The sequence below is a fragment of the Marinobacter sp. Hex_13 genome (assembly GCF_001566815.1).
Taxonomy (GTDB): Bacteria; Pseudomonadota; Gammaproteobacteria; order Pseudomonadales; family Oleiphilaceae; genus Marinobacter; species Marinobacter salarius.
Map to the genome: position 1 here is coordinate 1 of NZ_LSMM01000029.1, position 12,488 is coordinate 12,488.

The window sequence follows — 12,488 nt, forward strand, 5'->3', positions numbered from 1 at the left end:
GTCCAAAATCGGTCACGATAAAACGGAATGAGCGGTCACGATCACCCGGAACAGGCGGTCACGTTCAAACGGAATGGGCGGTCACGATGGGCCGGAATATGCAATTATTGCGTTCTAATTCACTTTCGCTGCTCTGTCTTGCTCAGTGTGTCCTAACGCAATAAATTGCTCGATTTGAAATTACTCAGCAATAATCGGATAGATACGCCTCGCAAAGTCAGTTCAACTACATATTGTCAAATTCGAGCAAAGGGTTACGTCATGTCGATGCCATCTGAACAGCTGATGCGAGTAGCAATACAAGCAAGGGATAAGTCCTTCGATGGACAGTTTTTCTATGGCGTTATCACGACGGGCGTATTCTGCCAACCATCCTGCTCCGCTCGCCCAGCCAAGCCCGAAAACCTAAGATTTTTTCCAACTATTGCAAGCGCCGTGCTGGCTGGTTTCAGGCCTTGCAAGCGTTGCCAAGCGACGGAAGGCACTCCACGAGTAGCTCGATTGGTGGAGGTAGCCCGTCATATTGAGGAATATGCCGACGAGCGGCTAACACTATTTAACTTGGCTGAGATAGCAGGGCTGTCTCCTTCAAGGCTACAAAGAATATTCAAAAAAGCCTTTGGCGTCTCACCTAAAGCCTATCAAGATGCGGTTCGCATGCGGCATTTCAAGCAATCCTTGAAAGAAGGCGACAGCGTAACCGATGCAATTTTTTCTTCGGGATTTGGCTCCATTAGCCGCGTCTACGGTGAAGCGACACGCAATATCGGGATGACGCCCAAGGCCTACCGAGCAGGCGGTGCTGGTGAAGTCATCACCTACGCTTGCCGAAACACCGCTCTTGGCCTGATGGCCATGGCAGCGACGGATAAGGGAGTCTGTTTTGTCCAATTCGGTGATAATGAAGTGTCACTGGTCACCAACCTGAAAGGGGAATTCCCTAGTGCCGAATTGAGCATTTCACCTGCGCAAGACGCCCCCGAACTTGATGCCTGGATGGAAGCCTTGGATCAGCATATCAGCAAAGGTGCCCCAAGGCCTGACTTACCGCTTGATATGCGGGGAACCGCGTTTCAAATGAAGGTATGGCAATTCCTGTTGAGCATCCGAGAAGGTGACGTTCTCAGCTATAGCGAGGTGGCTCAGCAAATCGACAAGCCAAAAGCGGTCAGGGCAGTTGCTTCGGCGTGTGCAAAAAACCGTATAGGCGTGCTCATTCCTTGCCACCGGGTCTTAAGGGGTGACGGAAGTCTTGGCGGATACCGCTGGGGATTGGAGCGAAAACGGGCATTACTAGGCTCGGAAAGAGAACGACGGGCTGAATAATACTTAACGTCTATGCAAGTAGCCCGCCCTATGACTGGCGTCTACAAAGGAGCCCGTTACGGGCATAAACTCCGCTTAGAGCAGTGTCCGCTTTTGTTTAGAAGCGGTCTTTTTTTGAGGCAGAATCCCCGCTGATAATGATCGGACTGAAGAGCCGGCGCCGTTCACAGGCGCCAGCGAGAGGCTTTAACCCAAGCAATCAACGAGTTACGTCAATCAGTAGCTGAGCGCCCTGCAGCACCTGATACTCCATAGGGTAGGTGCCGTTGTTGTAGTAGAACCGGAAACGGGTGCCACGATCATCCCGGTAATGGTGACGGTGTTTGTTCCAATGGCGCTTGTGGCCATGGTAACCATGCCTTTTCTGGTGGTACTTCTTATGCTTCCAACCGTGTTTGTGTCGGTTGTGAGCCTTGTTTTTCCAGCCATACTTGCGATCCCGGTGGCCGTGGTGTGCATCCGCATCGCGGTGCCGGGATGACAGAAGCTTCTTGTGGTGGGGTATGCCCCTGTCGTGGTCCACTTTCTGGTGGAACCCTGCCCTGTGGTTCTCCCGCCTGTCAGAATCTGCCACAGCCGGGCTGGTGGCCATTATCAGGCCAACAAGACAACTGCCAATCAGAAATGCTTTCATCGTTCTTCTCCCGATCTTTTCAGATCCCGGATTAGCATCCACGAACACTCTGTGGCTGCTCCCTCACTTCAGAGTACGGAATTGCCGGGGAAAGTCAGGCGATCGGCGGCGGCTTTGCACTTCTTTTACGCAGGCGCGGACAGTCTTTACAGTTGCCGTGGCCGGCTGACCGTCACGACAGAATCAACGCAGGTGGGATTCCAACTCGAACACGTGGGGATCATGATCCCCCAGTGCCCGCAAAGCGTCCGCCAACTTCAGCAGATACTCGCTGTTAGGGCCACTTGGCCCGGACGAACGCGCAATCTGGCTGGCAATGTCGAGCGTCGAAGCGGGCCCCAGAAAAGCGGCGTTGTCCTCGGTGGCAATATAAACAAGGCCTTCCGCATTGCTACCGTCATCAAATGTCATGGTCGTGCTGAAGCGCAGGTAGCCGTTCTTCTCACGTACATCCAGGTGCTCAAACACGTCCGGTGATACCCGATAGGCCATGCCCTTGCATGTCGCACCAGGCTGGCTGACCAGCGTGACCACACGCCCGGGAGCCTCCGGAGTACCGCGATGATCATGGGAGCCCTGCCAGAAACGCCGGGCCCAGCCTTCAATCGTCGCCGGCTGCTGCTCAAGGAAGGGGAAGTCCACCTTGTAGATCAGCGAGCCATAGCCGAACAGCCACACGGAGGACACTCCGTCAAACTGCTGGCGACTGCGATTGTGCGCTACGGTATCGAAAGACATCAGGAGGCCGACGTGGAAGCAATAAATCCAGCGATGCCCGTTAATACAATTTCCGCCGCCATGGCAGACAGAATCAGGCCGCTGATCTTGGAGAGTATGTTCAGCCCGGTCTTACCCAGCGCCTTTTCCAGGTATCCAGACAAGTGCAGTAGAACCGCCAGGATAACCAGCCCCGACACCAGCCCCAGAAGCCCTCCGGCCACTTCCGGCACAGCGTTCAGCTCGGCCCCGTAAACCAGGATGGCACCGATGGTCGCAGGGCCTATCATCACCGGAATCGCCAGTGGCACCACGGCAATGTCATCGCGGTCTTCATCCGGCAGCCCGGTGGCGTGGTTGCGGGTACCGCTGGTGACCAGGCTGATGGCAGTCAGGAACAGCAGGCTGCCAGCACCGATCCGGAACGAGTTCAGGGTAATGCCAATGGCACTGAACAACAGTGGGCCGGCAAAGAACAGTACCAACCCCAGAATCATTGCGGATACGGTGGAACGGCGGATAATCGAACGCTTCTCAGACGCCGGCAGCCCCCGGGTTAACGCCAGAAACATGGTGACCACGAAAAACGGCGCCAGCAGGAACATAAAGCGGATCGTGCTGCTGATGTAGGTACTGATAAACGCTTCAAACATTCGGAATATCCGGTCAGGGGTAAAAGCGGTATAGCATAGCGACAGTGGCGCCTTCGTGCCGTACGGAACTGAACGTATCCTAGCGCTTAACGCTGCTTTGCCTGGGTTTGCGTGGCTTTCCTGGCTTTCCCGGCTTTCCCGGCTTGCCGGGTTTTCCCGGGCGCGAGGGTTTGCCGTGTTTTCCAGCGGGCTTTCCTGGCCTACCGGGCTGTCCTGCCTTTGCGCCCTTTCCACGCGGTCCTGACGGCGATGTCCCGGGCTTTTTGCCAGGCCGCTTGCTCGCCGGCTTTTTCGTTTCGCTACGGGTTTCGGGGCTCACTTCCGAGGACGAATCGCGGATCATGTCAAACAACCCGGCCAACTCCTTCGGCCCCAGATCCCGCCACTCTCCGACTGCTAGTCCTTTGAGGCTGATATTCATGATGCGCACACGCTCTAGCTTTGTTACTTCGTAATCAAAGAACTCGCACATGCGACGAATCTGTCGGTTCAGGCCCTGAACCAGGGTAATACGGAACACGAAACGGGACACCTTTTCGACCTGGCAGCGTTTGGTGACCGTGCCCAGTATCGGTACCCCGGCGCTCATACCCTGCACGAATTCTGCGGTCACCGGCTTGTTGACGGTGACCAGGTATTCCTTCTCGTGGTTGTTGCCCGCGCGCAGGATTTTGTTCACCAGATCGCCATTGCTGGTGAGGAAAATCAGCCCCTGGGAGTCCTTGTCCAGTCGGCCAATGGGGAAGATCCGCTCACCATGGCCCACATGGTTGACGATGTTACGGCGCTCCGCCGGGTCGGTGGTGCTGACCACGCCCACGGGCTTGTTGAGGGCGATAAAGATCAGGTCCTCTTCGTCTCGCGGCTCGATCAACTGGCCGTTCACCGTGACCTTGTCGCCGGGCAGCACCTGATCGCCCACCTGGGCCGCCTTGCCATTAATGGCAACGTTGCCGTTCTCGATATAGCGGTCGGCCTCCCGCCGGGAACACATGCCACTCTCGCTGATGTATTTGTTGAGGCGGGTGGAGTTTTTGCCGGGCATGGGAGTCCTGTCTTCGGTCGGGGATCGTCGGGGCATCAGGCCACTTTTGGGGATACATAGCTGAAACGCTTGCGGTATTGCTCCATGGTACAGCCTACCGTGCGTTTAAACAGCCTCCGGAACGAACTGGCATCTTCGTAACCCACACTCCAGATGATGCGTGCAGTCTGTTCGCGGCTGGATTCCAGCAGGTGCTTGGCCGCCTCGATCCGAAGATGCTGCAGGTAGCCGATCGGGGTTTCGCCAGTGGCTTCCTTGAAACGACGCTTGAAGGTGCGGGTGCCGAGGCCCGCTACGGCAGCCACTTCGTCGATGGTCAGTGCATCGGCGTAGTGCTGTTCAAGCCAGGACTGTGCCTTGCGGATAGCGTCATCCTGATGGGCTTTCTGGCTGTAGAAGGCCATGTAGGGCGTTTGCTCCGCCCGGCGGCCGTCCAGCACCAGCATCTTGCTGCAGGCCAGGGCAACCGCCGGTGACGAGAAGCGCTCCACCAGGTAACTACACAGATCCACAAACGCAGTGGCGCCGCCGGCACAGATGATGCGGCCGTTATCCACCAGCAACTGGTCTTCCTCCAGGCGCAGGTGCGGATAGCGGGCACGGAACAGCGGCGCTGCCCGCCAGTGGGTGGTGGCCACCTGGTCGTCCAGCAAACCCGCCTCCGCCAGTACGAAACTGCCGGTGCAGACGCTCGCCAGCACGGCGCCCCTCTCCAGGCCTTCCCGCAACCAGCCGTAAAGCGGTCTTGAGGGTGCGAGCGTCTTCTCCAGCCGTTCCGCGCCCACGGCGGCTTCCACCGAGGAGCCCACCACGATCAGGTCCGGCTCGAAATCCCCACGCTTGCAGGTTGGCGTCACCACCGCACCGCTGTACCCGCGGACTGGCTGGTCGTCCACCGTCACCACCTGGCAATTAAACAGGGGCTCGCTGCGGCCAGCCGGAGCGCGGCCGCAGAAGTTGGCAACGGTGAAGAAATCCATGATGCCGTGCACACCGGAGGCATGGCAGTTGGGAAAGGCAACAATGGCAACATTGAACATGGAAATGGCCCTTTCAGCACTTTATATGTCAAATATGACACTCCTGCTGGCAACCCGCAAGCCCTAACCTGAACCTGTCATCCACTACCACTGGAAGAAGGACTTTCACCATGACCTCACAACTGAACACTCAATCAGTGATCTTCGAGCGACCGACAACCCACAAGGTTGAAGGCCCGAAGGGGTTTTCGCCCATCCGCCTGGCACTTCAACTCTACGGTCGAATGGCCCCTGAGAAAGCCGGCCGGCTGGTTAACCGCATGGCGTTCAGGCCCTCGCGCCTGCCCATGCCATCCCGCTATGAATACCTGCTGGACAATGCTGACAGCTATACCCAGCTGCAGCACGGCGCCCGGACCATTCCGGTGTATTCCTGGGGCCAGGGGCCTGTGATTCTGGGCGTTCACGGCTGGGCCGGTGCCGGCATCCAGTTCGGCGCCTGGGTCAACCCGCTGGTGGAAGCCGGCTATCGCGTGGTCCTATTCGACGCCCCCGCCCACGGCCGTGCCCAGGGCGAGAGCACCAACCTGTTCGAAATGGCCGAAGTCGTTGCCAGGGTGGCGGCCAGCGTCGGCCGGGTCCACGGGGTGCTGGCCCATTCCATTGGCTGCATTGCCGCTGCCCGCGCAATCGCGGACGGCCTTCAGCCTGATTATCTGGTCATGCTGGCGCCCCCCGTCAGCCTCACGGCGGTGATGGATAACCTGGTCCGTCAACTCGGCCTGAGCCAGGACGTTCTGGCGGTTCATCTGCAATTGATGGAGGAGCGTTTCGGCAAATCCGTCTGGGAGCAACTGGACCTGGAAGCCCTGTCACGGACCCTCACCCAGCGGGGCCTGATGGTCATTGATGACGATGACACCTCCATTTCGCCAGACGAAAGTGAACGGGTTTTCAACAACTGGGAAAACGCCAACGTGCTCCGCACCCGTGGCCTGGGCCACCACCGCCTGCTATGGAGCCCCATGGTTGTGGACACGGTGCTTCGGGATCTGGGCAGGCCGGTGGACACCCTCTGATTGCGCGATTGCGTCAGTCCGTTTATGGTCTGGCAGCAGTACCATTCGCATTCACGGAGCCCAGCCATGCACCTGTCTGAACCAAAACAACGACAAACACCCCGGGGACGCTTCGCCTGGCGAGAAGGCGGGGCACCCGGTGGCAAGGCGTTGGTGATGATCCACGGCTGGCCGGAGAGCTCCTACTGCTGGGAGCACGTGGCAGCGTATCTGAAGGCGGGCTTTCGCATAATCGCCCCCGACCTGAGAGGACTGGGCGACAGTGAACGCAGCCCGGACATCGAACACTACCGCAAGCAGGAAATGGCACAGGATGTGATCAGCCTGCTGGACCAGCTCGGTATTGATGAGTTTCAACTGGTGGGCCACGACTGGGGCGGCATCGTCGCCCAGGAAGTCGCACTGGCCATCCCCGACCGGGTGCAAAGGTTGGTGATCATGAACATCGCCATCATCAACAACCTCAAGGGCAACCAGGAAGTGATCGAGAAGGTCCGCGCCAGCAGCGGTGCAGCCTACTGGTATCAGCACTTCATGCAGACGCCAGGCCTGCCTGAAGCGATGATTCCGGGCGCCGAAGAGACCTGGCTGGGGCATTTCCTGCGCACCTGGAACCGCGACCCGTTTCCACGGGACGCATTCGACGAATACGTGCGCACCTTCCGGATTCCGGGAACGCCGGGTACCAGCTCCAATTACTACCGCACCTTCCACGAAGACGCCAAACGCTGGGCCACCACGGCAGACCATACGTGGCCCATGCCCGCCCTGTATATCTACGGCAACAAGGACAAGGTGATCATTCCGGAGTACCTCAATCATATTGAGGAATGCTTCGCAGACCTGCGAGTGAAGGAGGTGGAGGCTGGCCACTTCCTGCAGGAAGAGCAACCCGAAGCCGTCGCCGGGTATCTCAACGATTTCCTGGACACAGCCTGAGCTATTACCTCGACGGGCTGACGTACACCCAGTTGGTGCCGACGTTGTCACACACCACGATCTCGCGGTTGATCACCGTGCACAGGGACAGGTCCTGCGGAAGCTCGTTGTGGTAACGGGCTTTTACCGCGAGTTTTTTCTTGTCCTGCTTCAGCAAGGTGAAGGTCTGCTCCATACGCCGGGCAAAGTCGACGCCGCCATCCTCAATGGTGTGAAAGGCGTTGTGGAACGCCGTGAAGCTCATGGTGTTGGCGCCCAGGCCGATGTCCACCATCGCGGGGATGTAGCGGTCGTACGCCTTGGAGAGGTATCGGCGCACGCCCTCTGAATCATCGCGATTGCCCTCGAACGGACGCAGGCCCAGGCGGTTATCCTCCCCCAGGGCTCCTTCCGCCAGCTGGCTGTTGGGCTGGTTTGAGACCAGATCATAGCGCTGCCGGGGACAGGCAATGCGCTGGCCTTCCAGTTGGCAATCCGAAAGCAACCCGCTTTGCGGCGGGTCTTCTTCAGGCCCGGTGCGAGCGGGTTCCGGTTCCGCGCCAGACGATCTGGGGCTGGAGTCGGCTTGCGCGGGAGCACCCGGCTCAGGCACTTCCAGGCCCAGTCGCCCGGCAGGGCGACGCAGAAGCAATGCCTGCACCTGCGGATCGTTGCGCTTGAAATCCGTGGGGGACGGCAAGCCCCCGCCAAGCCCTTCGCTCACTACGCGACAATACATCTGTTCCAGTTCAGTGGTGGCGCCGTCCATACATTCATCTCCGGCTGCATGAACGGCGCCGGCACAGAGCCCCAGCAGGATCAGGGCCAGCCATCTAACCGTCATCACGCTGCCCCAACGCCACGCGCGCCATCAAGTCTTCCACCCGGCGTATGGTTTCAGCATCGCCCTTCTTCCCCGTAAGCACCACCTGGGAGCCGATGGTGGCCACGTACATCAGCAGCGACAGATCGCGAATGCGCTGGGGATCACTGCTCAACCGTTCATACAACTCGCAATTCTGATTGATGCGCGCTTCGTCCACCTGCGTGACCAGATCAGCCGCGTAGTCATTTCTGCGGGCAAAATCCCGCACCGCCAGCTCCACCTGCAGGCGACGGATATTACGGGAGGCATCCGTGAGCAACAGTTCCAGAATTTGCCGCAATTCGGTTTCGACATCCCCACCCTTGGGTTTCCAGTACTGAAGCTCGTGCAGACGCCGGTCCCGCCAGCGGTTGAGGAAACGCACCATCAGGTCTTCGTGGTCCTTGAAGTGCCAGTAAAAACTGCCACGGGTCACACCGAGCTTTTTTGCCAGGGTCAGCACCCTCAGGTTGCTGAAACCACCGGCTGCAACCTCGCCGGCGGCCGCATCCAGCCAGTCGTCGCGGGTCAACTGTGCTTTTTCCGGCGTCTTGCGGCTGCGGCGTTTCTGAGGTTTGGCATCCGTCATGGTGGAATCTGGTCCTGCTACTGGCTGTTGGGTGTGAATTCTACATCAACAGCGGAGCCATGTTTGAAAGCGTTGACCCCGCCCAAAACATACATTAGTGTATGGACAAACAATACACCAGTGTATGGATAATTCAACAGGTCTTCCGTACACCGCCTACTATCCAATGCCAGTATCAGGGAGCTGCTACATGAGTACTGCCCATTACGATGTGAACGGCAACATCGCCGTCATCCGACTCGACAACCCGCCCGTCAATGGCCTGGGCCTTGAACTCCGCCGGGGTATTGTTAACGGTATCCAGCAGGCAGAAGCCGATGATGCAGTGAAAGCCGTGGTACTGATCGGCTCCGACCGTGCCTTCTCCGGCGGCGCCGACATCAGCGAGTTCGGCTCTCCCAAAGCCTTTGCCGAACCCAACCTGAACACGGTAGTCAACTACGTGGAAAGCAGCCGCAAGCCGGTGATCGCGGCCATCAGCGGCGCCTGCATGGGCGGCGGACTGGAACTGGCCCTGGGTTGCCACTACCGCATCGCCAAGCCGGACGCGCAAATCGCCCTGCCGGAAGTAAAATTGGGCCTGCTGCCAGGCGCCGGCGGTACTCAGCGCCTGCCACGAGTCATCGGAGCTGAGCACGCTGTAAATATGATCGTCTCCGGCAGCGTCGTACCTGCCAAACAGTTCAAGGGCAGCGCCCTGTTCGATGAGATTATCGACGGCGAATTGCTGGACGCGGCCATCGCCTACGCCACCAAGGTGGTCAGCGAGAACCTGCCACTGAAAAAAGTGCGCGACCTGAAAGCCAAGCACCCCAATCCGGAAGGCTTTTTCATGTTCACCAGCAACACCGTTGGTGCCATGGCCAAGAACTACCCGGCCCCGCTGAAGTGCGTCGAAGCCGTGAAAGCCGCCGTCACCATGCCGTTCGACAAGGGCATGGAGGTTGAGCGCGAAGCGTTCGTCAATCTGATGCAAACGCCGGAATCCCGCGCCCTGCGTCACGCGTTTTTCTCCGAACGCCTGACCAGCAAGATTGCCGACGTGCCGTCCGACACCCCGACCCGAGACATCAAATCCATTGGCGTGATTGGCGGCGGCACCATGGGCACCGGCATCAGCATCAACTTCCTGAACGCCGGCATCCCGGTGACGCTGGTCGAGATGAAGCAGGAAGGCCTGGACCGTGGCGTGGAAGCCATTCGCAAGGTCTACGAAGGCCGCGTGAAAAAAGGCCGCATGAGCGAGGACGACGCCAAGGCCAAGATGGCTCTGGTGAAGCCGTCGCTGAGCTATGACGACCTGAAAGACGCCGACCTGGTAATCGAAGCGGTGTTCGAGGAAATGGGCGTGAAACAGTCCGTCTTCGAAAAACTGGACGAGGTGTGCAAGCCCGGCGCCATTCTGGCCTCCAACACCTCCACCCTGGATGTGAACAAGATCGCCAGCTTCACCAAGCGCCCGGAAGACGTCATCGGCCTGCACTTCTTCAGTCCGGCCAACATCATGAAGCTGCTGGAAGTCGTCCGTGGCGAGAAAACTGCCAAGGACGTACTGGCCACCGCCATGAAACTCGCCAAGACCATCAAGAAGACCGCCGTGGTCTCCGGCGTGTGCGACGGCTTTATCGGCAACCGCATGATCAACCAGTACCAGCGCGAAGCCCTGCTGATGCTGGAAGAAGGCGCCAGCGTGCAACAGATCGACAAGGCCATCGAAAAATTTGGATTTGCCATGGGCCCGCTGCGCATGGCCGACCTGGCCGGCGGCGACATCGGCTGGGCCATCCGCAAACGCCAGTACGAGGAAAACCCGGACATGGTGAAGATGGTGCTGGCCGACCGCATCTGCGAAATGGGCCGCTACGGCCAGAAGACCGGTGCCGGTTTCTACCGCTACGAGCCGGGCAACCGCAACGCCCTGCACGACCCGGAAGTGGACAAAGTGGTGGACGAAGTCCGCGCTGAACTGGGCATCAAACCACGCAAGATCAGCAATCAGGAAATCGTTGAACGTTGCGTTTATGCACTGGTGAACGAAGGCGCCCAGATTCTGGACGAGGGCATTGCCCAGCGGGCCTCCGACATCGACATGGTGTACCTGACCGGTTACGGCTTCCCCGTGTTCCGCGGCGGCCCCATGCACTACGCCGAGGAAGTCGGGCTGCCAAACGTGGTGCGCGCCATGCAGGCCTTCACCGAAGACCGCCACACCCAGCCTGGTTTCTGGGAGCCCGCAGCGCTGCTGGCCAAGCGCGCTGAGGAAGGCAAAGGTTTCGACGCCAAATAACCGGTCCACAAATACCCTCGGGGCGCCTGCCCTTTATCGATAAACAGGCGCTTCGAACGAAGGAGAATTGTTATGTCTAATGATGTTGTCATCGTATCCACCGCCCGCACGCCCCTGGCCAAATCCTGGCGCGGCGGCCTGAACATGACCCACGGCGCAACTTTGGCCGGTCACGCCATCCAGCACGCGGTCGAGCGCTCCAAGGTCGACCCCAACGAGATCGAAGACGTGCTGATGGGCTGCGCCCTGCCGGAAGGCTCCACCGGCAACGACGTGGCCCGTATGGGTGCCATTCGCGCCGGTCTGCCCGTCACTGTTGGCGGCGCGACCATTAACCGCTTCTGCTCGTCCGGCTTGCAGGCCATCGCCATGGCCGCACAGCACATTGCGGTCGACAAGGTACCCGTGATGGTTGCCGGCGGTGTTGAATCCATCTCCACCGTGCAGGCCGACGTGAACCAGAACTACTTCATGGAACCCTGGCTGGCGAAGCACAAGCCGGAGCTGTACTGGTCCATGCTAGACACCGCTGAAACCGTGGCCAAGCGCTACGACATCAAGAAAGAAGACATGGACGAATACGGTGTTCGCAGCCAGAACCTGGCCGATCAGGCCCGCCAGGACGGCAAGTTCGACGACGAAATCGTACCCATCACCACCACCATGGGCGTCGCTGACAAAGCCACCGGCCAGCTCAGCAGCCAGGAAGTGACCGTCAGCCAGGACGAAGGCATCCGTCCGGGAACCAACCTGGAAGGCGTCAGCAAGATCCGCTCAGCAATGGAAGGCGGCGTGGTCACGGCAGGCAACGCCAGCCAGTTCTCCGACGGCGCCTCTGCCTGCGTTCTGATGGACAGCAAAGTGGCCGAACAGCGCGGCGCCACTCCGCTGGGCATCTTCCGTGGTTTCGCGGTTGCTGGTTGCGAACCCGACGAAATGGGCATCGGCCCGGTCTTCGCGGTTCCCAAACTGCTCAAACGCGCCGGCCTGTCCGTCGACGACATCGGTCTGTGGGAACTCAACGAAGCCTTCGCCGTGCAGGTTCTGTACTGCCAGCGCAAACTTGGCATCCCCATGGACCGCCTGAACGTCAACGGCGGCGCCATCGCCGTCGGCCACCCCTACGGCACCACCGGCTCCCGCCTGGTCGGCCACGCCCTGATCGAAGGCAAACGCCGGGGCGTAAAATATGTGGTCGTCACCATGTGCGTCGGCACCGGTATGGGTGCTGCTGGATTGTTTGAGGTTGCCTAAGGCTTTGGTTGCTGCCTGAAGCCTCGGTTGCCCTTGGCTTGGGTGAAAGTGCCCGTTGGGAGTGGGTGTCCAAAACACGCTCCTTACGGCACGTCCATGTGACGCTCGGGCTCCGCCATCCATGGCTCCGCACGGTTTTGG

General features: G+C 59.3%; 12 protein-coding genes. 5 read left to right on the forward strand and 7 right to left on the reverse strand.

The annotated features are described in order from the left end of the window. Positions 1 to 261 precede the first annotated feature (261 nt). Positions 262 to 1,326, forward strand: a complete 1,065-nt coding sequence (gene ada, locus AXW11_RS07225) for a bifunctional DNA-binding transcriptional regulator/O6-methylguanine-DNA methyltransferase Ada (RefSeq protein WP_091644088.1) — start codon at positions 262 to 264, stop codon at positions 1,324 to 1,326. Positions 1,327 to 1,525: 199 nt separating this feature from the next. On the opposite strand, the gene AXW11_RS07230 is transcribed toward ada, so the two are convergent. From AXW11_RS07230 to AXW11_RS07250, 5 genes are all read right to left on the reverse strand, one after another. Then, positions 1,526 to 1,960: a hypothetical protein gene (locus tag AXW11_RS07230; RefSeq protein ID WP_091644086.1), complete on the reverse strand. Its 435-nt coding sequence runs from the start codon at positions 1,958 to 1,960 to the stop codon at positions 1,526 to 1,528. A 183-nt stretch (positions 1,961 to 2,143) separates the two neighbouring features. Continuing rightward, positions 2,144 to 2,698 carry a gamma-glutamylcyclotransferase gene (locus tag AXW11_RS07235; RefSeq protein WP_091644083.1) on the reverse strand — a complete coding sequence of 185 codons (555 nt, stop codon included), beginning with the start codon at positions 2,696 to 2,698 and terminating at the stop codon, positions 2,144 to 2,146. Then, a complete protein-coding gene (locus tag AXW11_RS07240) occupies positions 2,698 to 3,330 on the reverse strand; it encodes a MarC family protein (protein ID WP_036211528.1) in 633 nt (210 codons plus the stop codon). The genes AXW11_RS07235 and AXW11_RS07240 overlap by 1 nt, the downstream gene beginning before the upstream one ends. Positions 3,331 to 3,409: 79 nt before the next feature. After that, on the reverse strand, positions 3,410 to 4,375 hold the full coding sequence (gene rluF, locus AXW11_RS07245) for a 23S rRNA pseudouridine(2604) synthase RluF (protein WP_091644080.1): 966 nt from the start codon (positions 4,373 to 4,375) through the stop codon (positions 3,410 to 3,412). 35 nt (positions 4,376 to 4,410) lie between these two features. Then, positions 4,411 to 5,415, reverse strand: a complete 1,005-nt coding sequence (locus AXW11_RS07250; protein WP_041332961.1) for a GlxA family transcriptional regulator — start codon at positions 5,413 to 5,415, stop codon at positions 4,411 to 4,413. 110 nt (positions 5,416 to 5,525) lie between these two features. Between AXW11_RS07250 and AXW11_RS07255 the strand changes: the two genes are divergently transcribed. Together AXW11_RS07255 and AXW11_RS07260 are read left to right on the forward strand one after the other, a co-directional pair. Beyond that, positions 5,526 to 6,434 (forward strand): alpha/beta hydrolase, encoded by a 909-nt coding sequence (locus tag AXW11_RS07255; protein WP_091644077.1) that lies wholly within the window; start codon positions 5,526 to 5,528, stop codon positions 6,432 to 6,434. Between the two features lie 66 nt (positions 6,435 to 6,500). Beyond that, positions 6,501 to 7,373, forward strand: coding sequence for an alpha/beta fold hydrolase (locus AXW11_RS07260; RefSeq protein ID WP_041332957.1), 873 nt, complete (start codon positions 6,501 to 6,503; stop codon positions 7,371 to 7,373). A gap of 4 nt (positions 7,374 to 7,377) precedes the next feature. On the opposite strand, the gene AXW11_RS07265 is transcribed toward AXW11_RS07260, so the two are convergent. Then, positions 7,378 to 8,196 carry a hypothetical protein gene (locus AXW11_RS07265; protein ID WP_258955226.1) on the reverse strand — a complete coding sequence of 273 codons (819 nt, stop codon included), beginning with the start codon at positions 8,194 to 8,196 and terminating at the stop codon, positions 7,378 to 7,380. Further along, entirely contained in the window at positions 8,186 to 8,806 is a 621-nt protein-coding gene (locus AXW11_RS07270; protein WP_091644075.1) for a TetR/AcrR family transcriptional regulator, read from the reverse strand. Before AXW11_RS07270 ends, AXW11_RS07265 begins: the two co-directional genes overlap by 11 nt. A 190-nt stretch (positions 8,807 to 8,996) precedes the next feature. Between AXW11_RS07270 and AXW11_RS07275 the strand changes: the two genes are divergently transcribed. Together AXW11_RS07275 and AXW11_RS07280 are read left to right on the forward strand one after the other, a co-directional pair. After that, positions 8,997 to 11,093, forward strand: coding sequence for a 3-hydroxyacyl-CoA dehydrogenase NAD-binding domain-containing protein (locus AXW11_RS07275; protein ID WP_091644072.1), 2,097 nt, complete (start codon positions 8,997 to 8,999; stop codon positions 11,091 to 11,093). Between the two features lie 72 nt (positions 11,094 to 11,165). Further along, complete coding sequence (locus tag AXW11_RS07280; RefSeq protein WP_091644069.1) at positions 11,166 to 12,347, forward strand: acetyl-CoA C-acyltransferase; 1,182 nt, start codon at positions 11,166 to 11,168, stop codon at positions 12,345 to 12,347. Positions 12,348 to 12,488 lie beyond the last annotated feature (141 nt).